Source organism: Bacteroides sp. AF29-11, from assembly GCF_003602895.1.
Taxonomy (GTDB): domain Bacteria; phylum Bacteroidota; class Bacteroidia; order Bacteroidales; family Bacteroidaceae; genus Bacteroides; species Bacteroides uniformis.
The window spans coordinates 212,452-237,093 of the sequence record NZ_QTLY01000004.1 but is presented as its reverse complement, the minus strand read 5'-3'; the positions used below and the strand labels follow the sequence as shown (position 1 = coordinate 237,093).

20 protein-coding genes are annotated in these 24,642 nt (G+C 49.9%); 14 read left to right on the top strand and 6 right to left on the bottom strand.

The annotated features are described in order from the left end of the window. Positions 1-195 precede the first annotated feature (195 nt). The 3 genes from DWZ03_RS08575 (at position 196) to uxuA (ending at position 4,753) form a co-directional block, all read left to right on the top strand. Complete coding sequence (locus tag DWZ03_RS08575) at positions 196-2,640, top strand: glycoside hydrolase family 2 protein (RefSeq protein WP_120129621.1); 2,445 nt, start codon at positions 196-198, stop codon at positions 2,638-2,640. A 93-nt stretch (positions 2,641-2,733) separates the two neighbouring features. After that, entirely contained in the window at positions 2,734-3,546 is an 813-nt protein-coding gene (locus DWZ03_RS08570) for an SDR family oxidoreductase (protein ID WP_005833879.1), read from the top strand. Between the two features lie 34 nt (positions 3,547-3,580). Beyond that, complete coding sequence (gene uxuA / locus DWZ03_RS08565; protein WP_057256585.1) at positions 3,581-4,753, top strand: mannonate dehydratase; 1,173 nt, start codon at positions 3,581-3,583, stop codon at positions 4,751-4,753. Between the two features lie 134 nt (positions 4,754-4,887). Here uxuA and DWZ03_RS08560 read toward each other — a convergent pair whose 3' ends face one another. From DWZ03_RS08560 to DWZ03_RS08545, 4 genes are all read right to left on the bottom strand, one after another. Further along, entirely contained in the window at positions 4,888-5,574 is a 687-nt protein-coding gene (locus DWZ03_RS08560; protein WP_022401890.1) for an MIP family channel protein, read from the bottom strand. A 281-nt stretch (positions 5,575-5,855) separates the two neighbouring features. Next, a complete protein-coding gene (locus DWZ03_RS08555) occupies positions 5,856-8,081 on the bottom strand; it encodes a glycoside hydrolase family 3 C-terminal domain-containing protein (protein ID WP_016272120.1) in 2,226 nt (741 codons plus the stop codon). Positions 8,082-8,441: 360 nt separating this feature from the next. Beyond that, positions 8,442-9,692 carry a glycoside hydrolase family 5 protein gene (locus DWZ03_RS08550; protein WP_034525477.1) on the bottom strand — a complete coding sequence of 417 codons (1,251 nt, stop codon included), beginning with the start codon at positions 9,690-9,692 and terminating at the stop codon, positions 8,442-8,444. Between the two features lie 205 nt (positions 9,693-9,897). Further along, a complete protein-coding gene (locus DWZ03_RS08545) occupies positions 9,898-11,490 on the bottom strand; it encodes a DUF6377 domain-containing protein (RefSeq protein WP_225982638.1) in 1,593 nt (530 codons plus the stop codon). A 106-nt stretch (positions 11,491-11,596) separates the two neighbouring features. On the opposite strand from DWZ03_RS08545, the gene DWZ03_RS08540 reads away from it, so the two are divergent. The 3 genes from DWZ03_RS08540 to DWZ03_RS08530 all read left to right on the top strand — a co-directional run bounded on the left by DWZ03_RS08540 (position 11,597) and on the right by DWZ03_RS08530 (position 14,363). After that, positions 11,597-12,781: a DUF5009 domain-containing protein gene (locus DWZ03_RS08540; protein WP_061412230.1), complete on the top strand. Its 1,185-nt coding sequence runs from the start codon at positions 11,597-11,599 to the stop codon at positions 12,779-12,781. Further along, positions 12,781-13,368: an epoxyqueuosine reductase QueH gene (locus DWZ03_RS08535; protein WP_009037437.1), complete on the top strand. Its 588-nt coding sequence runs from the start codon at positions 12,781-12,783 to the stop codon at positions 13,366-13,368. Before DWZ03_RS08540 ends, DWZ03_RS08535 begins: the two co-directional genes overlap by 1 nt. A gap of 89 nt (positions 13,369-13,457) precedes the next feature. After that, positions 13,458-14,363, top strand: a complete 906-nt coding sequence (locus tag DWZ03_RS08530; protein ID WP_044468248.1) for an alkaline phosphatase — start codon at positions 13,458-13,460, stop codon at positions 14,361-14,363. Between the two features lie 9 nt (positions 14,364-14,372). On the opposite strand, the gene DWZ03_RS08525 is transcribed toward DWZ03_RS08530, so the two are convergent. Further along, complete coding sequence (locus DWZ03_RS08525; RefSeq protein ID WP_009037438.1) at positions 14,373-15,620, bottom strand: M16 family metallopeptidase; 1,248 nt, start codon at positions 15,618-15,620, stop codon at positions 14,373-14,375. 123 nt (positions 15,621-15,743) lie between these two features. Between DWZ03_RS08525 and DWZ03_RS08520 the strand changes: the two genes are divergently transcribed. From DWZ03_RS08520 to DWZ03_RS08485, 8 genes are all read left to right on the top strand, one after another. Continuing rightward, entirely contained in the window at positions 15,744-16,349 is a 606-nt protein-coding gene (locus DWZ03_RS08520) for an SIS domain-containing protein (protein ID WP_005826081.1), read from the top strand. Further along, positions 16,337-17,266 (top strand): carbohydrate kinase family protein, encoded by a 930-nt coding sequence (locus DWZ03_RS08515; protein ID WP_005833892.1) that lies wholly within the window; start codon positions 16,337-16,339, stop codon positions 17,264-17,266. The genes DWZ03_RS08520 and DWZ03_RS08515 overlap by 13 nt, the downstream gene beginning before the upstream one ends. A gap of 163 nt (positions 17,267-17,429) precedes the next feature. Next, positions 17,430-18,812 (top strand): hypothetical protein, encoded by a 1,383-nt coding sequence (locus tag DWZ03_RS08510; RefSeq protein ID WP_005833893.1) that lies wholly within the window; start codon positions 17,430-17,432, stop codon positions 18,810-18,812. After that, complete coding sequence (locus tag DWZ03_RS08505; protein ID WP_005826095.1) at positions 18,809-19,423, top strand: DUF5043 domain-containing protein; 615 nt, start codon at positions 18,809-18,811, stop codon at positions 19,421-19,423. Before DWZ03_RS08510 ends, DWZ03_RS08505 begins: the two co-directional genes overlap by 4 nt. 36 nt (positions 19,424-19,459) lie before the next feature. Beyond that, positions 19,460-20,074 (top strand): DUF5043 domain-containing protein, encoded by a 615-nt coding sequence (locus DWZ03_RS08500; protein WP_005826095.1) that lies wholly within the window; start codon positions 19,460-19,462, stop codon positions 20,072-20,074. A 36-nt stretch (positions 20,075-20,110) separates the two neighbouring features. After that, positions 20,111-20,728, top strand: coding sequence for a DUF5043 domain-containing protein (locus DWZ03_RS08495; RefSeq protein ID WP_005826097.1), 618 nt, complete (start codon positions 20,111-20,113; stop codon positions 20,726-20,728). 149 nt (positions 20,729-20,877) lie between these two features. Further along, positions 20,878-21,942: a tyrosine-protein phosphatase gene (locus DWZ03_RS08490; RefSeq protein ID WP_117878326.1), complete on the top strand. Its 1,065-nt coding sequence runs from the start codon at positions 20,878-20,880 to the stop codon at positions 21,940-21,942. Positions 21,943-22,086: 144 nt separating this feature from the next. Then, a complete protein-coding gene (locus tag DWZ03_RS08485) occupies positions 22,087-24,039 on the top strand; it encodes a DEAD/DEAH box helicase (RefSeq protein ID WP_009037442.1) in 1,953 nt (650 codons plus the stop codon). A gap of 89 nt (positions 24,040-24,128) precedes the next feature. Here the strand turns inward: DWZ03_RS08485 and DWZ03_RS08480 are convergent, their stop codons facing one another. Next, positions 24,129-24,617 (bottom strand): Dps family protein, encoded by a 489-nt coding sequence (locus DWZ03_RS08480; protein WP_005826103.1) that lies wholly within the window; start codon positions 24,615-24,617, stop codon positions 24,129-24,131. Between the last annotated feature and the right edge of the window lie 25 nt (positions 24,618-24,642).

Here is a 24,642-nt window from a genome sequence, read left to right as displayed (position 1 = left end):
GTTGCGGATATGTATCCGGGGCTTGCGAACGCTTATCCGCGCACTGCGAATGTTTATCCGCAAGCTGCGAACAGAGAATTGTCTTAAGAGAAAAGAACTTTTCTCCCTATACCTCAGAACTTTGTCCTTAATACCTAACAACTTTTATATATATACCCCGCAGGACGTATATATGTATCATTTTTATAACATACCATGAAAGCACCCCGAATCCTACTTAGTCTATTGTTCAGCAGCCTGTTGTTGCAGGCACACGCACTGATTCCTACCGACCGCAAGCAACGTCTTACGGAGCATTGGGAGTTTATCCGCCAGGATATGGGAAGCATTTGGGAAGTGATGCGCCCTATCACCGGAGCAGGAAAGCCCGAAACCGTTCCCCTCTGGCTGAAAGTCACCCTGCCCCACTGCTTCAATGCGGAAGACGCCGTTGACCCTGATGTGAACTATTATCAAGGCCCCGGCTGGTATCGCACCATGCTCAACATAGAGAATCCCTATACCAACGGACGTACCTGCCTGGAGTTTGAAGGCGCGGGACAGAAGACAGAGGTATATGTCTATACCACCCGAATCGCTTCGCACGTGGGTGGTTACGACGAGTGGAAGGCAGACATCACCGAAGCCGTGGAAGCATTCCGTCGCACGCCGCTCTGCCGGGAGCGTTTCGGCGGAAAGATTCCTATTGCCATTCGCTGCGACAACAGCCGCGACACGGAGCTTATTCCTTCCGATATGTCCGACTTCAACCTCTACGGCGGACTCTACCGATATGTCAACCTCGTCTATACGCCTGCCGTCCATTTTGAGCAGATACGGATAGAAGCAACAACCGATGAGAAAGGGAAGCAAGGCAGTATCTCGATAGACATTGCTTTCGGCGGACTATCCGGCAAGGAGAAGAAGGCAAAAGAGTTCTCTCTCCGCGTCTTCTCACCCGAAGGCAAGGAGGTTAATTCCATATCATCCGAGCTTACGGAAATATCCTCGTACCAGATCTCCCTGAAACGCCCGCAGCTGTGGAGCCCCCACTCTCCCGCTCTCTACACCTGCGTGGCAGAACTTATCGACAACGGAGATACCCTGCGCACCACCCAGCACTTCGGCTTCCGCCATTTCCGCTTCGAAGAGAAAGGGCCTTTCTACCTGAACGGCGAACGGCTGCTGCTGCGCGGCACCCACCGCCATGAAGACCATGCCGGAGTAGGCGCTGCCTTGACCGAAGAGATGATGCGCACCGAAATGCAACAAATAAAAGAGATGGGTGCCAACTTTATCCGCCTGGGGCACTATCAGCAGTCCGGCATCATTCTGCGGCTCTGCGACGAGCTGGGACTTCTCGTCTGGGAAGAAATACCCTGGTGCCGCGGCGGTCTGGGCGGAGAGAGCTACAAGAACCAGGCGCGCCGGATGCTCACCAATATGATTGAGCAACATCGCAACCATCCTTCCGTCATCCTGTGGGGGCTGGGCAATGAGAACGACTGGCCGGGCGATTTCCAAACGTTCGAAAAAGACAGCATACGCGCCTTTATGGGCGAGCTGCACGACCTTGCCCATCGCCTCGACCCGACGCGCTCCACAGCCATTCGCCGCTGCGAGTTCTGCAAAGACATTGTGGACGTTTACTCCCCCACCATCTGGGCGGGCTGGTATGGCCGCCGCTTCCGCAACTACCGCGAGATGGAGACGGCCGGAATAAACGCCACCACCCGTTTCCTCCATGCCGAATGGGGAGGCGACAGCCATGCCGGGCGCCATATGGAAGTGAACAAGGAGACGGGCAGAAAAGGAATAGATAACTTCGACATCGAAGCCGCAGACCGCAACGGCGACTGGAGCGAAAGTTATATCATCCGCCTCTTCGACTGGCACCTGAAAGAACAAGAGACCATGCCCCGGCTTACGGGGAGCCTCTTCTGGACTTTCAAGGACTTCTCCACTCCGCTGCGCCCGGACAATCCCATCCCTTACGTCAATCAGAAGGGGGTGGTGCAACGCGACGGCACCCCGAAAGAGAGCTATTACGTCTTTCAATCCTATTGGAGCAGCAAACCGATGCTGCACATCTATGGACACTCCTGGCCGGTGCGCTGGGGTAAGCCGGGCGAGCCCAAGGAAATTCTGGTCTATTCCAACTGCCCCGAAGTGGAGCTGTTTGTCAACGGTGTGTCGCAAGGACGGAAGAAGCGCAACAGCCAGGACTTTCCGGCAGCAGGGCTGCGCTGGAATGTGCCATTACGAGAAGGAAACAACAAGATTACCGCCACGGGCTATGACGGCAAGCTGCGCCTCGACGATGAAACTCAGCAGGAGTATCAAACCCGAACCTGGGGCAAACCGTCAAGAATACTTCTGACGCAGACCGCCCAGGATGCGGAAACCATACTTGTGCAGGCTGAACTGATAGACGAAAACGGCATACGCTGCCTGGATGCCTGCCAGTTCATAGAATTCGGCTGCACGGACAGTGAAGCGTTGCTCCGCAACCAAGGCACCGCGCAAGGCTCACGCCGCATACAAGCTGCTAACGGGCGGGCAAGTATCCGCGTAAACAAGCAGCACGCACCCGTCGTGGTGAGTGCATCTGATAGCAAACGAATCTTAAAAACCGCACTAATTTCCGTTTCCGGCCAGTAAGATAAGTATTTTAGCACTCTATTTAAGCACTGAAAATGATTTAATCCCTAACTTTGCGAAAAAGATTCATTTTATAAACTAATACATAACATTATGAAGAACTTATTCAACATCAAAGACAAAGTAGTAGTAATAACCGGCGGAACAGGAGTATTAGGGAAAGCTATCGCTCTTCATCTGGCGGAAGAAGGAGCGAAAGTAGTAATCTTAGGTCGCAAAGCAGAGGTAGGAAACGCCATCGTCAACGAAATAAAGACAAATGGCGGAGAGGCCTTGTTCCTTACTACAGACGTGATGAACCGGGAGATACTGGAACAGAACCTGGCAGATATACTGAAAGCCTATGGCCGCATAGATGCCCTGCTGAATGCAGCCGGCGGAAATATGCCGGGTGCCACCATCGCGCCCACGGGCACTTTCTTCGATTTGAAGATAGAAGAGTTCCAACGGGTGCTGGAATTAAACCTGACCGGTACCGTACTGCCTACACAAGTTTTCCTCAAACCGATGGTGGAGCAGAAGACAGGCGCTATTGTCAACTTCTCCAGCATGGCTGCTTTCCGCCCCATGACGCGTGTAGCCGGATATGCTGCCGCAAAAGCCGGTATCTCCAATTTTACAGCCTTCATGGCTACGGAAGTTGCCAAGAAGTTTGGTGAAGGTATTCGTGTAAATGCCATCGCACCCGGATTTTTCCTCACAGAGCAGAACCGTGCCCTGCTGACGAACCCGGATGGAAGCTACACGGAACGTGGGCAAGATGTGATTCGCCAAACTCCCTTCGGACGTATGGGCCGTGCAGAAGAGCTTTGCGGAACCATCCAATACCTCATCAGCGATGCTTCCAGCTTTGTCACCGGTACGGTGGCTGTAGTGGACGGAGGGTTCAACGCATTCGCCATGTAAATAGTAAATTGCAAATCATCAAACAATAAATAACATGATTCTTTGTGAACAAACCTGGCGCTGGTACGGTCCCAACGACCCGGTAAGCCTTTGGGACATCAAACAAGCCGGGGCTACCGGCATTGTAAACGCCTTGCATCATATTCCAAACGGGGAAATATGGACAGTAGAGGAAATCAAGAAACGGAAAGAAATGATTGAAGCCGTCGGTCTGCGCTGGTCTGTAGTAGAAAGTGTACCCGTACACGAACATATCAAGACCCAAACCGGAGACTTCCAGAAGTATATCGACAACTATAAAGAGAGCTTGCGTAACCTGGGCAAATGCGGCATTCACATTGTCACCTACAACTTTATGCCCGTACTGGACTGGACACGTACCGACCTCGCCTACGAACTACCCGACGGCAGTCGTGCCCTCCGCTTTGAACGTGCCGCTTTCATCGCCTTCGACCTCTTCCTGCTACGTCGTCCCGGTGCAGAAGGCGAATACACCGATGAAGAAAAGGCCAAAGCCCGTGCCCGCTTCGAACAGATGACAGAGGCAGACAAACAACTGCTTGTACGCAACATGATTGCCGGACTTCCCGGCTCAGAAGAAAGCTTCACCCTGGAACAGTTCCAACAGGAACTGGACCGCTACAAGGGCATCACTCCGGAACGCCTGCGTGCCAACCTGATCTATTTCCTGCAAGAAATCACTCCGGTAGCCGACGAAGCAGGTGTCATGCTCGTTATCCATCCGGACGACCCACCGTGCTCCATCCTCGGCCTGCCACGCATCATGAGCTGTGCTGCCGATTTCCAGGCACTGATTGACGCTGTTCCCAACAAGAGCAACGGTCTTTGCCTCTGCACCGGTTCGCTCGGTGTAAGCAGCGCCAACGATTGTGCAGCCATCATGCAGCAATTTGCCGACCGCATCAACTTTGTCCATCTGCGCAGTACACAACGCGACGCCGAAGGCAATTTCTACGAAGCCAACCACCTGGAAGGAGACGTGGACATGTATCACGTGATGAAAGCCTTCCTTGAACTGCAACAACGCCGTGGTGTCTCTATCCCGATGCGACCCGACCACGGACACCAGATGGTAGACGACTTGAAGAAGAAAACCAATCCCGGCTATTCCTGTATCGGCCGTCTGCGCGGACTGGCAGAGCTTCGTGGACTGGAAATGGGTATAGCCAAATCGCTGTACGAATAAGGCACAAGATATAGCAAGCATAAGGAAAGAACAGGAAACCCTCCGTCCGAAACTTTGAAGTTTCGGACGGAGGGCTTCCCTTTATAAGTTTTCTGCCATCAGCCGCCTCTTCTTAAGGCACTGTCTGCCGACATTTATTTACCTTCTTTTGCAGCAAGCACTTTCCATACAACGGCACTCAGCGCAGCACCCACAAACGGAGCTACAATGAACAGCCACAACTGAGAGAGAGCCTCGCCACCCTGGAACAGTGCCGGACCGATGCTACGGGCAGGATTGACAGAAGTTCCCGTAACAGGAATACAAACAATGTGCACTAATACCAACGTAAGACCAATGGCCAATCCTGCAAGATTACCCGCCCCCTTCTCGGAATCAGTAGAACCTAACACAACCAGCACAAAGATAAACGTGAACACAGCCTCTGCAATGAATGCCTGCAACATCATTCCGTCAGCAAACCCATTGGAACCGGTAGCCGTAGGACCACCATGAGCGCCCGTAGACACCAATGCATAAAGAATGGCAGAACCGATAACCGCCCCAATAACCTGAAACACCATATACATGGCTGCATCTTTCCCGCTCATCCTGCCGGACAACAGAACGCCCAGGGTAATGGCAGGATTAATATGACAGCCCGAGATTCCTCCGATAGCGTATGCCATCGCCACAACGGACAAGCCGAAAGCAAAAGCCACTCCCAGCGTTCCGACACCTGCACTAACCGCCCCCGCCGCACTTCCGGCAAAGACAGCACTACCACATCCCATCAGGACAAGAACCATTGTCCCGATCATTTCTGCTAAATACTTCTTCATGATAGTTTTTATTAAACATTGATTTCTGCAAAAATAAATATAAAAGATGAAGATCTGCCCAAACACGGCGGTAAAAACTCACCCATTACTACAAAACATCACTGCTTTGACTCTAACATCCAGCATATCTGCATCTTCCTTAGCCAACCCGAAGAAACTCAGAAATATAAGAAAACATATTGGCTTGTAAAGAGTACAAAGAAAGGGTGCAACCTCACGGCCACACCCTCCATCTACACTATCTTTGATAATAACCTAAAAGGAAACTTTATTTTCCTACATCATTTCAATTCAAAAGGAACCGTTCCCTTCACATCGGCTGCCGAAGCTGCTATGACAGCCTCGAACTTGCCCGGCTCGGCCACCCAAGCGTGCTGGGTGTCATCGAAGAAGCTAAGAGCCTCCTTATCAATGGTAAATGTGACTTCCTTTGTTTCGCCCGGAGCCAGTTTCACCTTTTGGAAACCTTTCAGTTCCTTGACGGGACGAGGCAGAGAGGACTTCTTGTCACTGATGTACAGTTGGACAACTTCCTGCCCTTCGCGCGCTCCGGTATTCTTTACAGAAACCTTCACGGTCAGCGTACCGTCGGCCTGCATGGTCTTGCTGTCGGCCGTCGGCTTGCCATATTCGAAAGTGGTATAGCTCAAACCGTGGCCGAAGGGGAACAACGGTTTCACCTTCTTCTGCTTATCGGCCCAACGGTAGCCCACGAAGATGCTTTCATTATACTTGATGTCGATGATGTCCTTGCTCCGTTTGCCGGTATATTCGCCCAAGCTGTGGGCCGGGCAGTCCTCCAGCTTCACGGGGAAGGTGAACGGAAGCTTGCCGCTGGGATTGACATCACCCATGAGGATGGCGGCAAGGGAACTGCCGGCTTCGGAACCCAGATACCAGTCCTGCACGATGGCAGGCACCTCGTTCACCCACGGCATGGCAATGGCGTTGCCGGAGATGTTGACGACAATCAGATTCTTGTTCGCCTCGGCCAGTGCGGAGATAACGGCATCCTGACCGTAAGACAAACCCAGACCTTCACGGTCTGAATCCTCACAGTCCTGGCCGTTGCTTTTGTTCAAACCACCGATGAAGATGACATAATCGGCATCCCGGGCCTCTTTCACGGCTTCGGCTATCAGCTCTTCGGGAGTACGGTCATCCTTCAGATTCTGTCCGGTCACCACCCCGTTGTATTCACCGCTTGCATCGCCCACGTAGCCACGGGCATAGACCACCTCGGCCTTGCCGGCCACACGCTGCTTGATGCCGTCCAACGGAGAGAGTTCGCGCTGTACCTTCAGGGAAGAACTGCCACCGCCTACGGTCATCATCTTGATGGCATTCTCGCCCACTACAAGAATCTTTTTAGCCCGGTTTAGGTCTATCGGGAGCACATTGCCCTTGTTCTGCAACAGTACGATGCCCTCCTCACCGATGCGGCGGGCAGCCTCGTAATGTTCCGGAGAGAGCATGCTTCCCCACGGGCGGTCGGGGTTCATCACCGTACGGAAGATAAGGCGCAGAATGCGGCGTACCTTGTCGTCCAGTTCCGTGGTACCTACCTTACCTTCGCGGATGAGGTTCAGATAGGGATTTGCCAGATAATAGTTATCGTATGCGTTGCTGGCACCGTTCGAGAGCCCGTTGGTCCAACTGCCGAATTCCATATCCAGCCCGTTGGTGATGGCTTGCCGGGTATCGTGCGTGCCGCCCCAGTCGGAAATGACTACGCCGTCGAATCCCCATTCGCCCTTCAATATATCGTTCAATGTGTATTGGTTGTGACAAAGATGTTGGCCTTTGTATAGGTTGTAGGCACCCATGATGCTCCACGCTCCGCCTTCCTGCACGGCCATCTTGAAAGCAGGCAGATAGATTTCATAAAGGGCACGGTCGTCCACGATGACGTTGGTGGTGTGGCGGTTCACTTCGTGGTTGTTCAAGGCGAAGTGTTTCACGCAGGCGGCCACGCCGTTCTGCTGCACGCCCCGGATATAGGGCGACACCATCTTTCCAGCCAGATAAGGGTCCTCACCCATATACTCGAAGTTGCGTCCGTTGAGCGGTGTGCGGTAGATATTGACACCGGGGCCCAGCAGGACGGACTTGTTGCGGTAGCGTGCCTCTTCACCAATGCTCTGTCCGTAAAGGAGAGACATTTCGGGGTTCCAGGTTGCCGCCAGACAGGTCAGGGCAGGGAAAGCCACGCAGGAGTCGTTGGTGCATCCGGCTTGTTCCCACTCGTCCCACAACACATCGGGACGTATGCCGTGGGGGCCGTCGTCCGTCCACACATCGGGAATGCCCAGACGGGGCACACCCGCACTGCTGAACTTGCTTTGCGCATGGGTCAACTTCACTTTCTCTTCCAGGGTCAGACGGCTCAAGGCGTCTTCCACTCTTTCTTCAATAGGTTTGCTTGCGTCCAGATAGACGGGCTTCTGCTGGGCCGAAAGAGGCAGCGCGACAGCAGCCAGAACCAAACCGAATAATACTTTTTTCATTGTTGTATAATTAAGTTGTTATATAAGTAAGCAATCATAATCAGTCCGTACCATTGATAATCCCCAACATACAAGGGAATATGACTTAGCCCTACCTACATAGGAACTGAAGTCCTTACACCCGTATAGTGAGTACCCATAACATCCGGATGTTGTTGTCCAAAACATCCCCATGTTTTACCCCAAAACACCCGGATGTTTTATCCCAATACATCCCCATGTTTTGCCCTAAAACATCCGGATGTTTTGGATGCTCAGTCCTATGGTGTGTACAGCTCAGTCCCTACCTCTTTCATACTAAGTCCCGGCATCTCATCCTCTGGGACTTGATACGTACTGTTTGCAGCGAGGCAGCACCCGCTACTTCATTCCCAATGACCGGATATAACCCTCCTGAACCACACAATTCTTCAGTTTGCATGCCTCGATAAAGTCCATCATCGCCTTGCGGGACATGGCCTGCGCGGGACGTGCCTCACGGATTTCCTTGTACGTGGCACGCGGTGCTTCGGAGAAATACACGATGTTTGCCCAGTTCTCCGGCGGAGTGATGCCGACGAAAGAAGAACCGTCCATCTTCTTGTAGGGCCAGAAGGTATAGCCGATGTTGTTCTCGCGCATCGTCTGGCAGAAAGCGGCCTGCCATTCGTCCGTATTGTGGCCTATCTCACCCATGTACATGGGCAGGTTCACACTGTCGCGGAAGTTGATAATCGTCTGGATGGCAGCTTGGGTAGGTTCGCCTCCGTAACGGTGGCAAGTGTACATTATCTTGTCGTCGAACTTGGAGTCCTTGAAAGGCTTGAAATTACCGTTCCATTGCGCACCGCCCAGCAGAATGATGTGGTTGCTGTCCACCTCGCGGATGGCGGCTACACCTTTCTTATATACATCTTCCAGCTTGCCGTTGAGTTCCTCCATGTTCTCGAAGTAAGGGGCAATGGGCTCGTTGAAGAGTTCGTAGCCGAGGATGACCGGTTCGTCCTTGTAGCGGTCGGCTATCCGGCGCCAGATGTCACAGTAGAGTTGCTGGCTGGCTTCGCTGTCGAACAGCCAGGGATAGCCGTAGCTGTCGTCGATGTTGTCGCCTGTCTGTCCGCCGGGAGCGTCGTGCATGTCGAGGATGAGGTACAAGTCCGATTCGCGGCACCACTCTACCAGGCTGTCCACGCGGGCAAATCCGTCCTGGGCGGCGGTCAGCCCCATATAGTCCTCGTCGGTAAACAGCTTGTAGTGGAAAGGCAGGCGGATGGTGTTGGCACCCTGCTCCTTGATGAAGCGGATGTCCTCGCGCGTTACATAATTGTCCTTGAATGCTTTCCAGAAGTCGGCCGTAAAGTCCGGTCCCACCAACTGGCAGAACATCTCATTGATGAAACGGCCGGAATTGGTCTTGTTGAACTTGAACATGTATCCTTCCGGATTCAGCCAGTTGCCCAGGTTGGTACCCATGATGAAGAGTTTGGTACCGTCGGGCTTTATCAAGTCCTGACCCTGAATGGTTACGAATGCATCCGAAGTTACTTCTTTTGTCGCTTGTTTCTCACCGCATCCCGCAAGGCCCAAAGAGAGCAGGGCGATGGTAATGCTTGTCGCTAATAAATGTTTCATGGCAATAATTTTGGTTATAGTATTAGTTGCGATATTCGCTTTTGCTTCCCCAAAGTTAGGAAAGATAAGAACACCTCGTACCGGCGAATCGGGAATAGGTGGAAGGAGTGAAGAAGCATGAACAAACAAACAACTAATAATCAGAAATATAATCAGAAGAAGAGAAAGGCAGAAAGTGGATTCAAAAAGCCAGTTTGACGTATTGTCAGCGTATCTGCATCAGCCGTATTTCAAAGTCCTCGCGCGAAATGCGGGCCTTGTTCTTCACTTTGGCACGGTAATTATAGATGGTGTTTACGGAATAACGGAGGAATTCTGCAATCTGCGAACTGTCGTCGATACCCAGACGAATCAAGGCGAAAATGCGGAGTTCCGTATTCAGCAACTCGCCTTTACGGAGCACGATGCGTTCTTCGGGCTGCAGCAAGTCATTGAATTTATCGACAAAATCGGGGAAAAGGTGCAAGAAGGCAGTATCAAAGTTATCATAGAGTTCCTTCAGTCCGGTGTCCAGCACCTCGCGGGAACGCACCATCTTCAGCAGCTCTTCCATCTGCCCGGCAGAGATTTTCTTGTTGACCATCCGCCGGTAGGTATCCAGCCGGTTGATATAAACGGAGCAGAGATTCATGAAACGGCCCACATACTCCTCCTTGATGTTGTTTGAGAGTTGCAGTTGCTCGTTGGCATGCTCCAGCTTGTTCCGTGCGGCAGAGAGTCGCTGCATCTGCCGGTAGATAAAGCCCACTGCCACCACCAACAGCACAATCAAAGCGCTGATGAGCCAGAGGTACAGCCGGAGCCGGTCATTCTGCTTCTCGCGCATGGCCTGATAAGTGAGGTCTATCAGTGAAAGGATGCCGGCAGTCTGGAGGCTGCGGCTACGGGCGTTGTATCGGTTGGTTTCGTCCCACGAGAAACGGATGTAACGGTAGGCATGCTCCATATCCCCTTCCTCATAAAGAAGTTCCGCCAGGTTCCAGAGTGAGGCATGGTCTGTGATGCTCAGGCGAATATCGGTCAGTGCAGACAAAGCCAGATAGCGCTTCTCCTCCTCCCGGTTCCCGAGCCGGCGGTAGAGCAATGAGCGCTGATAGGTCACCAGCGCATATTCGGGAGTATTGGGCTTGGCATGTGCCAGACGCGTATCATTGATGCTCAAGGCTTCGTCCGGATGGCCTGCAGCGGCCTCCCGCGTCTCTCTTCGTTCCAGATAGAGGGGGGATGAAGGCAGAAGTACCTGCATCAAAGAATCGTCATAATGGGTAGCCAAAGCCTGATAATGCTTCTTGAAAGAATCGTCCAGCGTATAGAAACTCAGTTCTGTGTAAAGTTTATGACAGGCATTGTAATAGTCCGGCATCAGATGGGTGGGAAGGGAGGCTTTGTCCGTCTGCCTCAAGAGTTCGGCAGCTTCCTCGTACATGCCTGCCGAAGCCATCAGGTGGGCAAGCTCCAGCCTTGTTTCGAGTGCTGCATTCCGTTGGCCATAGCGTTCTGCCCAATCCAGATTGACACAAAGATAATGGATGGCAGAGTCGCAGATATATGCCTTGTACTCCTTATAAATTTCCCCATTCCATCGAAAAAAAGAGAGATTGGCGGTGTCGGCATCCAGCAATTGGCACTTCAGCCGGGCAATGCGCCCTTCACGCACGGCGACATAGTGCCGATGCGCCTCGATAGCCTCATCCAAAGAAGCCGTCAGTGCAGTGAAAGACGACGTGCCGGCAGCCAAAGCCACACTTTGCCATACCACGACGGCAAGAAAACAAAAAATGAACAATCTCCTTTCCATGACCATAAAGTTCATGCAAATATAGCAAGAAATCCTGCAAAGCAGTAGCATCGGAAAGAATAGTTTCCTATATTTGCGTTCAAAACCCCCAAACAAATTATCTATCATGAAAAGCTTAACACCCCAACGGATTGCCGCGGTAGACGTATTCCGCGCACTCACCATGTTCCTCATGCTCTTTGTCAACGACATTCCCGGACTGAAAAACGTCCCCCACTGGCTGATGCATGCCAGGATAGACGAAGACATGATGGGATTCTCCGACACCATCTTCCCCGCTTTCCTTTTCTGTATGGGCATGTCCGTATCCTTTGCCATACAAAACCGGTACAAAAAGGGAGACAACACCCTGCAAGTCGTGGCCCATATCTTCTGGCGGACAGTGGCACTGATTGCCATGGGACTGTTTTCACTGAACAGCGGAGGCATCGAAGGCGGCCTCTCGCACCCATGGTTCTCCATCCTGATGGTCATCGGTTTCTTCCTCACCTGGGGGGTATATCCCAAAGCGGTAGGAACGAAAAAGGTCCTTTTCACCGCAATGAAAACAGCAGGCGTGCTTCTGCTTGCCTTCCTCGTCATCTACAAGGACATGAACGGGAAACCGTTCCAGATAAGCTGGTGGGGCATCCTCGGACTTATCGGCTGGACGTATGCGGTATGTGCAGGCATCTATCTATTCACTCGGGAGAACCTGCGGAAGAATGCCATTGCCTGGTTCGTGGTCGTATTGCTTGCCGTAGTCAGCCATTCCGACTTGATACCGGGAGAGTACGGCAGCCGGATTGTCCTGCTTCCCTTTATCCCGAGCGACTGGACGCTGCATGCCCTTGGTATGTCCGGCGTACTGACCTCCCTGCTCATGCAGCGCTATGCCGACCGGGAACGGCCGGGACGGTTCATCGGCATGCTCTGTGCCCTCGGCATAGGAATGCTTGTCCTTGCCCTCGTCTCACACCCGTTCTGGATTATATCCAAAATACAAGCCACACCGACATGGCTGTTCTACTGCCTCGCCATGTTCTTCCCCTTGTTCGGCTTCTTCTACTGGCTGACGGACGTGAAAGGCAAGACCAACTGGTTCGATATTATCAAACCCGCAGGCACGGCAACGCTGACCTGCTATATTATCCCTTACATCTGGTATGCTGTCCAGCAACTGCTGCATCTGCACTATCCCGAAGCATTGGGAAGCGGTGTACCGGGGCTGCTCAAGTCCCTCGTCTTCTCGCTTGTCATTGTGGGGCTGACCGGCCTGCTGGTGAAAGGCAAGATTAAACTGAAAGTATAATGTTGAAAGTCCAAACACCCAACGGTGACCGCAAGGTGCTGCTGCATTCGTGCTGCGCACCTTGCTCCTCTGCCATCATCGAGTGCATGCTGGAGAACGGCATACGCCCCACCGTATTCTACTGCAATCCCAACATCTATCCGCAGGCGGAATATGAGATAAGGAAAAACGAGGCTATCCGTTTCGTAACCTCCAAAAACATCGATTTCATCGATGCAGACTACGATTATGCACACTGGCTGCACACCATGCAAGGCCTGGAGCACGAACCGGAACGCGGCAGCCGTTGCCTGAAGTGCTTCACCCTGCGCCTGACAGAGACAGCCCGCTACGCCTCCGAACACGGTTTCTCCGTATTCACCACTACCCTCGCCTCTTCGCGCTGGAAAAGCCTGGAACAAATCAATGAAGCCGGACGCCGTGCCGCCGCGCTCTACCCGGGCACCCTCTTCTGGGAACAGAACTGGCGGAAAGGCGGACTTCAGGACCGGCGCAACCAACTGCTGAAAGAGTATGACTTCTACAACCAGCAGTATTGCGGCTGTGAATTCAGCATGCAACGGTTGGAAAAGAACGAAACGATATAAAATCGGCCGGATTATGTACGATATCGTACTAAAACTAGGTACGTTTCCCGTAACTTTGTTTCATGTTAACAATAAGAACTAAAGAAAACATGAAGAAACTGACTTTTACATTATTCATCGCCCTAGCAGTGGCATGCCTCTTTTCAGTTCCCTGCAATGCCAAGGGAAAAGCAAAACACGTAGTTTTCATCGGTCTTGACGGCTGGGGTAGCTACAGTGTTCCCAAAGCAGACATCCCCCACATCAAGCAACTGATGGCAGACGGTTCTTATACATTAGAAAAACGGACTGTACTTCCCTCCTCCAGCGCCGTCAACTGGGCAAGCATGTTTATGGGGGCAGGTCCTGAATTGCACGGATATACGCAATGGGGCTCCAAGACTCCCGAGCTTCCGTCACGCGTACTGAACCAGCACGGCATATTTCCTACCATCTTCCAGCTGCTACGTGATGCCCGGCCGGAAGCGGAAATAGGCTGCCTGTATGAATGGGACGGTATCAAATACCTTGTAGACACTCTTGCCTTAAGCCACTATGCGCAAGCGCCCGACTACAACAAACATCCCGAAGCCTTATGCGGTATGGCAGAAAAGTATATCAAGGAGAAACAACCGACCCTTCTTGCCATTTGCTTTGACAACCCCGACCATGTAGGCCATCAAGCCGGACACAATACTCCTGAATATTACGCCAAACTGAAAGAACTCGACGGTTATGTGAGCCGCATCATCCAGGCCGTTACAGAGGCAGGCATGCTGAAAGAAACAATCTTCGTCGTTACTGCCGACCACGGAGGTATTGAAAAAGGACATGGCGGCAAGACCATGCAGGAAATGCAGACTCCCTTCATCATCTCCGGAAAGAACATTAAGAAAGAAGGCGAATTCCACGAAAGCATGATGCAGTATGACGTTGCCTCCACCATTGCCCACATCTTCGGGCTGAAACAGCCACAAGTATGGATAGGACGTCCTATGTTGCAGGTTTTCAAATAAAAAAAGCGGTCAGCGATAAATGAGCGTCGAAAGATAGTCCTCGGCAAACATCTCGTTCGCCACCTCTAACAGAGCTTCCGAAGTGAGCTGTTCAATGCGATGGAACACGGCTTCGGAAGTTTCGCATTTATTATAATGCAGGAAAGTCTTTCCCATACCCAGCGCATTGTTCTCATTATTATCCGAAGCTACACCGATTTGCCCGATAAGCTGCTTCTTGGCGGCCGCAAGCTGCGAGGAAGTCATCCGGACATCACGCAAGCGTTTCAATTCCTTATATACCAGGCGGGTGCAGTAGTCCAAATCTGCAGGGTCGCAACCGAAGTAGATGCAGAAAGTTCCCGTATCGGTATAGGAAGTCAAGTTGGATTCTACGTTATAGACCAGCCCACGACGTTCACGGAGAGAGACGTTCAAGCGGCTGTTCATGCCCGGGCCACCCAAGACATTGTTCAGCAGGTAAAGTGCGGTGCGCTTGTCATCGTATGCATTATATCCCCGGCTGCCAATCATGACATGTGCCTGGTGAGTATCCTTATGCACTACAAGATGCTCGGGTACATAGAGGGGCGGCAGAGTACGACCATAATGCACCGGTGTTGCCGGTATATCCGCCAGAAGTTTTTTTGCCATAAGCACAACTTTCTTGAAACTCAGATTACCCAGAACAAAGAAAACCATATTGTTGGGATGGTAGAAGCGGGCAGTGAATGCGGCAGCATCCTCACTGCGAAACTGCTTTAACTGCTCGGGATTGCCCAGAATGTTGCGTCCCAAGGGATGCCCCCTGAATATCAAGTCCTCAAAATCATCGAAGATTAGCTCGGAAGGGTTGTCTTCGTAGGATTGTATCTCGTCGATAATCACCTCTGTCTCCTTCTCTATCTCGCGTTGCGGAAAGGTGGAGTGGAATACAATATCCACCAGAAGTTCGAAGGCACGGCCGAAATGCTCGGTCAGGAAAGCAGAGTAAATCACCGTCTCTTCCTTGTTGGTGTAAGCGTTGAGGTCACCGCCCACATTCTCCATGCGGTTCAGAATGTGCCATGCCTTGCGCTTGGCGGTACCTTTAAATATAAGGTGCTCCACAAAATGCGCCATACCCTGCTCGTTTTCAAGCTCGTCGCGCGTACCCGCATCTACGGCAAAACCACAATAAGCCACTTTGGAGGCTGAGGGTTCGTGAATGATGCGCATGCCATTGGGCAGAGTATATTGATTGAAAGTTGGCAGTAAATTTTCTTTTAAGTTCTTCATTCTGACGTTTCAAACTATTTGAGGCGACAAAAATACAATAAAACTTATTGCCGTTTATAGAAAATTGCAGATATTTGCAATTGCTATAATTTTAAGCACATTAATCAAATTAGCACATTAAGTATGATTGCATCCATTCAAGAGCTTTTGCAGAAAGAGGCACAGGCCGTACTGAACATTCCAGTGACGGACGCTTATGAAAGAGCTGTAGAACTCATCGTAGAACAAGTGCACCGCAAAAAAGGGAAACTGGTAACTTCGGGTATGGGCAAGGCAGGACAGATAGCCATGAACATCGCTACCACCTTCTGCTCTACCGGTATTCCGTCCGTTTTCCTGCACCCCAGCGAAGCACAGCATGGTGACCTCGGCATCCTCCAGGAGAATGACTTGTTGCTGCTCATCTCCAATTCGGGCAAAACTCGCGAAATCGTGGAGCTGACACAGCTGGCACATAACCTGAACCCGGGACTGAAGTTCATCGTCATCACCGGAAACCCCGACAGCCCCCTGGCACACGAATCCAACGTATGCCTCAGCACCGGGAAACCGCAAGAAGTATGTGTACTGGGCATGACACCCACGACTTCGACCACCGCCATGACCGTCATCGGCGACATCCTGGTGGTACAGACCATGAAAGAAACAGGATTCACCATTGAAGACTACTCCAAGCGCCATCACGGTGGTTACCTCGGAGAAAAATCAAGATCGCTATGCGTAAAGTAATAGGCATCGGAGAAACCATACTGGACATCATATTCCGTGGCGAACAGCCCACAGCAGCCGTTCCGGGCGGTTCGGTATTCAACGGCATCGTTTCACTGGGACGTATCGGTGTTCCCATCTGCTTTATCAGTGAAACGGGCAACGACCACGTGGGCAATATCATCCTCAACTTCATGCGCGAGAACAATATTCCCACAGACCATGTCAATGTGTTCCCCGACGGGAAGTCCCCCGTATCACTCGCTTTCCTGAACAACCGGAGCGATGCGGAATACATCTTCTACAAAGATTATCCCAAGCAGCGCCTGGACGTGGAATATCCGCAGATTCAGGAAGACGACATCGTAATCATAGGGTCGTACTATGCCCTGAATCCGGTACTGCGCGACAAAGTGGTGGAGCTACTGGAACGCGCACACGACATGCATGCCATTATCTACTACGATCCCAATTTCCGTTCGTCCCATAAAGAGGAGGCCATCAAGCTGGCTCCCACCATCATCGAGAATCTGGAATACGCCAACATTGTACGCGGCTCGCAAGAGGATTTCTTCTATATGTGGGGCCTGCAGGAGGCCGACAAGATATACAAAGACAAAGTAAAGTTCTACTGCCGCAACTTCCTCTGCACAGCCGGCGCGGAGCAGGTTTCATTGCGCACCGGCACGATTTCCAAGGAATATTCCATCCCCCCACTGGAGGCGGTCAGCACCATCGGTGCAGGAGACAACTTCAACGCAGGCATCATCTTCGGGCTGCTGAAACATAATGTACGCTACGAGGACCTCGATACCATGGACGAGGCTACTTGGGACCAAGTTATCCAATACGGCATTGAGTTTGCCGCCGAGGTATGCAAGAGTTTCAACAACTCCGTTTCAAAGGAATTTGCAGAAGCACGAAAATACCAGCCATAGACACCCTTACAAAAGGGTGTTCACCACAGATTACATGGCCTGAAAATCCATGCAATCTGTGGTAGAACAGCTTCCGGATTAACAAAATTCTCCCGCTTTTCCTTTCATTTCTGCTTTTTTTTTGCTTTATTTGTCTATCCTTTATACCTTAAGCATTCGCGCTATGAATACAAAAGGAAGCAGACAGCACTCTCCAACCCCTCCTAAGCAGAAATGGCAAAACATCTGCCTTGCCTTGTGCATTCTTTTAGGAATACTCGCCTCTTGCGAAACAGAAGAATCCTTCTATCAACCCCGATTCCCGGCAAACGATGTCCCGTTGACCCGGCAAGCGTTATTCAAGCCGGAAAACTTCTTTGCCTACACCGACTCTACCCTAAAAGCCGTGATTTCCGCACTACGCAGAGTGGAAGAAGAAAAGCATTTCACCGCTTCTTTCCTGTTGAAATACGGCATTCCTCTCTGGAACTTCACCTATAAATTGACTGGAGAAGAGACCTGTATCTTCGTTCCCCTCTACCGCCTTGACAAGCCACACTGCATCGATGCCATCTGGCTGTTGCACATCAAAGACGGATGGATGAAGTTTTTTCCATTGAAGCGTGATGACGAACTCATAAGAGAAAGCGACCAAGTGTTCATATTCGACTTGTTAAGCTATCTAGTATTTGGCGAAGAGAATGCGCAAGGACTCACATTCAAGCCTCATGCCCAGACCCGTTCGGTAATAACCGTCACCCAATGCTGGGATGTATATACCGGACCTAAAGACCAGCTGGAATACAGCTATACCAACTGCGTTAGTCATTCCTATTGGGTAGATGATGCCCTTATAAATAATAGCAACTGGAACAGTGAAGGAGGAGGAAGCGGCGATGTGTGGATTGGAGGAGGAAGTTCAGGAGGTTCCGGCTCTTCATCGGGCACTCCGGCAGGAAATATATTCAAGAAAGAGGCCGACCAAGACTCGCTTTTATGGGTAATCACCGAAAACATGACAGCCCGAATCATGGAAGACTGTTTGGGAGGAGACCTATACAGCCAACTGAAAGAGAAAGTCAAAAACAACAAAATCAATCTGGAATTCGATTTCGGCAAAGGGTATTCCTACAATTGGGAAGAGCATACCTTGCACATCGGATTGGAAGAATTGGAAGCAAACAACCTTCTGCATGAAATGTTCCATGTTTTCCAAACCACACAAGAGCCTATATCATCGTTCAAAAGTTCTATGATGAACAGAGAGATAGAAGCGCACTATGCGCAATACCTGTTCTTACAAAGGAGCGCGGAGTGGACGGACAAAAAACAAGATAAATATGCAAAAAGCCAACGCCTAAGAGCAACAACTTCATTGACTAAATATGTAAATCAGCAAGGTCATGTTACAACTTCATTCTTGGATATCTTTGAAACCTATATATCTAATAATGTCGTTAATGCTTTCCGTCAGGAAGGATACGACAATTATCCATTTAAAGAGTATTCGGATATCACCAATATTTTTCCCAACATAAAATTAACAACTAAAAATTGTGACGAATGAAAAGACTATTGCTTATTACACTGCTTATAGGATACATCTACCCTTGTGTAGCACAGGACAAACCTATCAGAACAGAAGAATCACTTGAAGGAACAGTCATTTATAAAAAGACCACCACTTTCGAGGTAGATGGTTATACGTACCAATGCGACGTAGATGACGGTAGCCAGTTTGTGACTCTTTATAACAAAGAAAACAAACTGACATACGAAAAGATTGTGTATAAAGACACGGGGAAGACATATATTGGCAGCTGGAGTAGCAATGTAATTGAATATGACAGATTCATGAGTCAGCAAGCAGATTTCATAGTAGACCAAGCATTCACCAAAGCCATGGCAGATGAAATTGGGAAAACGGAACTTATGATAACCATGTTGCTCAGTCCAAATACGGGAGAAGTAATGGAAGTGAATTTCAATTTTTTCACCTTTGAGCCATACGCCAAAGTGCCACTACATGTATATAGGGAAATCGAAGTAAAACTGAAAGAACAAATTCATTTTAAACCCATAGAGGAAGGAAAACAACTCAACTACATTATGCTGGCATGGATGCAAAAGCCCCAAGGGAAACTCCCCCCATTACCTCCTCCCGGTTCGCTAATGTAAGCAACATACAAAATTAACAACTAAAAATTGTGACGAATGAAAAGACTATTGCTTATTACACTGCTTATAGGATACATCTACCCTTGTGTAGCACAGGACAAACCTATCAGAACAGAAGAATCACTTGAAGGAACAGTCATTTATAAAAAGACCACCACTTTCGAGGTAGATGGTTATACGTACCAATGCGACGTAGATGACGGTAGCCAGTTTGTGACTCTTTATAACAAAGAAAACAAACTGACATACGAAAAGATTGTGTATAAAGACACGGGGAAGACATATATTGGCAGCTGGAGTAGCAATGTAATTGAATATGACAGATTCATGAGTCAGCAAGCAGATTTCATAGTAGACCAAGCATTCACCAAAGCCATGGCAGATGAAATTGGGAAAACGGAACTTATGATAACCATGTTGCTCAGTCCAAATACGGGAGAAGTAATGGAAGTGAATTTCAATTTTTTCACCTTTGAGCCATACGCCAAAGTGCCACTACATGTATATAGGGAAATCGAAGTAAAACTGAAAGAACAAATTCATTTTAAACCCATAGAGGAAGGAAAACAACTCAACTACATTATGCTGGCATGGATGCAAAAGCCCCAAGGGAAACTCCCCCCATTACCTCCTCCCGGTTCGCTAATGTAAGCAACATACAAAATTAACAACTAAAAATTGTGACGAATGAAAAGACTATTGCTTATTACACTGCTTATAGGATACATCTACCCTTGTGTAGCACAGGATAAACCTATCAGAACAGAAGAATCGCTTGAAGGAACAGTCATTTATAAAAAAACCACCACTTTCGAGGTAGATGGTTATACGTATCAATGTGACGTAGATGACGGTAGCCAGTTTGTGACTCTTTATAACAAAGAGAACAAGTTGACATACAAAGATATTGTATATAAAGCCACAGGAAAAATATACATCGGTAGCTGGAATGAAAAAAAAGTAATTGAATACAATAGCTCCATGAGTAAACAAGCAGACTTCATTGTGGACGAAGCTTTTACCAAAGCCATGGCAGATGAACTCGGAAAGCGTGAGTTCACAATAACCATGCTACTCAGTCCGGATACGGGGAAAGTAATGGAAGTGAATTTCAATTTCACGACCTTTAGCCCATACGCCAGAGTACCACTGCATGTCTATAGGGAAATCGAAGTAAAACTGAAAGAACAAATACACTTTAAACCCGGAGAAGTGGGAAAACAACTCAATTACATCATGCTGTCATGGAGACAAAAGCCCCAAGGGAAACTCCCCCCATTACCACCTCCCGGTTCGCTGATGTAACATTGTAAACCAACCTGCCTATGCACGAAAGAATCTATAGCAGTTTTTTTAAAGTTCAAAAAAGAAATATAAAAGCTTGGCATTGCTGTTACCTTCTGTGGGTAAATTACATATATTTGTGACTGACGACATCAGAGAGGTTACGAATTATGTATAAGAACTTATTGAACTTGCTTGTTTTGGCAGTGCTGCTCCCTTCCTGCAGCGGCACTTCCCCTCACATTTCCGTTGTATGCGAAGAAAACAACGTGGGCAACTGCATTGTAAAATGGGAAATGGCCCCCCTCATCAAAGGAAATGTGAAGGTATATGCTTCGACCAATCCCGACCATATCCCCGAAGATGTTCCCGTTGCCGTCGCCAACATCTCCGACCTGAAGATGACTGTCATCACTACCGACCCTACACAACGATACTACTACACACTTGTATTCGCCGACAAATACCGGGTAAAGATTGCCACCCGCAACATCAACATCCCCGGCATACAGAACTTCCGGGACCTGGGAGGCTATTCCTCCTATCCCACCCAAAAGAAAGTGCATTGGGGCATGTTATATCGCTCTGCCGAAATAGACAAGCTGAAACCGTGTTCGCGCAAAGAGCTCAAGAACATAGGCATAAGGACCATCATCGACCTGCGTTCATCTGTCGAAGCGAACAGACAAAGCCCTTTGCAACAGGAATTCAAAGTGATCCATATCCCCATTCCTACCGGCGACATGGAGTATATCCTGAAAGGTGTGCAGGAACAGAAAATCAAGAGCGACACTGTCTACCGAATCGTGGAGCAGATGAACCGCGAGCTCATCAGCAACTACACCAAAGAATACCGCCGGATTTTCGATATTCTGCTGGACAAGAACAATTATCCCGTCGTTATCCATTGCTCGTCGGGCAAAGGGCGCACAGGCATCGTATCGGCACTTGTGCTTGCCTCCCTTGGAGTGGACGAAGACATCATCATGGAAGACTACCGCCTCAGCAACGACTACTTCAACATCCCGGCGGCCTCCCGATACGCCTACCAGCTTCCGGCACGCTCGCAAGAGGCCATCACCACCCTCTTCTCGGCACGCGAGGATTTCCTGAATGCCGCCATCGAAGAAATGGAACGAAGGTATGGAGATACCGACACCTACCTGCAAAGAGGCATCGGTCTGACAAAAGAAGAAAGAAAGAGACTGCAAGACATTCTTTTAACGGATAATTGACAATGGATAATGGATAATGAGTAGCCAATAAAAAACGATTTTATCATGTAATTGCATAATTATCAACCATCAATTATCAATTATCCATTGAAAAGCACTATCTTTGCGCCCGAAATATAAAGATAAAGATATACAGAAGATTTAATGAAGACATTTGAAGAGCTCGGTGTGTCGCCGGAGATACGCCGCGCCATCGAAGAAATGGGTTACGAGCAGCCCATGCCGGTACAAGAGGAAGTAATTCCCTACCTTTTAGGAGAAAACAATGATGTAGTAGCACTGGCACAAACAGGAACAGGAAAGACCGCAGCGTTCGGCCTGCCGCTCATACAGAAGATTAACGTCAACAACCGAATTCCCCAATCACTTATTCTCTGCCCCACCCGCGAACTTTGTTTGCAGATAGCAGGCGACTTGAACGATTATTCTAAATATACCGATGGCTTGCGAGTGTTGCCCGTATATGGAGGCTCGTCCATCGAAAGCCAGATACGCGCCCTGAAACGGGGTGTACACATCATCGTAGCCACACCGGGACGACTGCTGGACCTGATGGAACGCAAAACCGTGTCCCTCGCCACCATACAGAACGTGGTTATGGACGAAGCGGACGAAATGCTGAACATGGGATTCACAGACAGCATCAACGCCATTCTCGCCGATGTGCCGCAGGAGCGCAACACCTTGCTGTTCTCCGCTACCATGAGCCCGGAAATCGCACGCATCTCCAAGAAGTACCTGCGCGATGCCAAGGAAATCACCATCGGACGCAAAAATGAAAGCACCAGCAACGTGAAACACGTAGCCTTCTGTGTACATGCCAAAGACAAGTATGCTGCCCTGAAACGTATTGTGGACTACTATCCGCAGATATACGGCATCATCTTCTGCCGTACCCGCAAAGAAACGCAGGAAATAGCTGACAAGTTGATGCAGGAAGGCTATAATGCCGACTCGCTGCACGGCGAACTGAGTCAAGCGCAGCGTGACACCGTGATGCAAAAGTTCCGCATCCGCAACCTACAACTGCTGGTTGCCACGGACGTTGCCGCACGCGGCCTCGATGTGGACGACCTGACACACGTCATCAACTACGGATTGCCCGATGACACCGAGAGTTATACCCACCGCAGCGGCCGTACGGGACGTGCCGGCAAAACCGGGACTTCCATCGCCATCATCAACCTGCGAGAGAAAGGCAAAATGCGCGAGATTGAGCGCATCATCGGCAAGAAATTCATTGCAGGCGAAATGCCCACCGGCAAACAGATATGCGAAAAGCAACTGCTCAAAGTGATAGACGATCTTGAAAAGGTGAAAGTGAACGAGGAGGAAATCGCCGACTTTATGACCGACATCTACCGCAAGCTGGATTGGCTGAGCAAAGAGGACCTGATTAAACGCATGGTTTCGCATGAATTCAACCGTTTCCTGGATTACTATCGCGGCCGTGACGAGATAGAGACAGCAACCGGTAGTGAGCGTGGTGCAAGAAGTGGCGAGAGGGGCGACCGCAACGACCGTAGAAGCAGCCGCAAAGCAGAACCCGGCTTTACCCGCTTGTTCATCAACCTGGGTAAAATGGACAACTTCTTCCCCAACGAATTAATCAGCCTGCTGAACAACAATACACGTGGACGTGTAGAGCTGGGACGAATTGACCTGATGCAGAAGTTCTCCTTCTTCGAAGTGGAGGAAAAGGAAGCCACCAATGTAGTGAAGGCCCTGAACCGCGCCAGCTGGAACGGCCGTAAAGTATCCGTAGAGGTTGCTGGAGACGAGGGTAAGGAGGCTCCGAGGGGCAAACGTCCGGGTACAGCCGGAAGCCATGGGAAAAAAGAGTTTGACAGCAAGAAGCGCAGTTACAAGGAAGACGGCAAACGGAACGATGCCACCGGCAAACGCAGCGAAAAGGCCGAAAGTCCTGCAAACGACAAGAAGAAAGGCAAGCCCAGCCGCGAAGAGCGGGGTTACACCAAAGCCCGTGGCAAAAAGGATGACTGGAAACAGTTCTTCCAGGGCAACAATGACTTTAAGGATGCAGAGCCCGACTTCAGTGAAGAAGGGTGGGCAAGACGGACACCGAAGAAGAAGTGATATAAACTATAGAAAGATAATAGGGTGATAAAACCGGCAGCATCCGCTACCGTTTTATCACCCTATCCTTTTTCACGACTCTTTATCCTTTATTTCGTGCAGCTTTTCGTACTGAATGCAACGAGCATCCAAACCATTTTCTCCTGCTCTTTCAGGTAGCCGGTCATCAAATCTGCCGTCACGTCATCGCCAGCTTCATTTGCCAGTTCAATTACCTTTCTCTCTTCACCAATCAGGTAGCCGTAAGTCTCGAGGATATGGTCCACAGCCTCACTGCCGCAAGAGATGTCGGACACTTCCTTCACGTTGGCAACCTTCAGGTATTCACTGAACTTATTCTCGGGCACGCCACCCAGCATCAAGATGCGCTCTGCAATCTCGTCAATCTTCTCGGCGGTATCGTCATACATACTCTCGAACTTCTCGTGCAGCACAAAGAAGCCGTGTCCCTTGATGTTCCAGTGCATACCGCGCAAATTGGTGTAATGTACCTGGAAGTCGGCCAATAATTGGTGCAATGCTGATGCTACGCCAGCCACTTTCTTTTCATTCAAATGCAAGTAATCTAAAGTTTTCATAATTCTATTGTTTTAAATATTTATA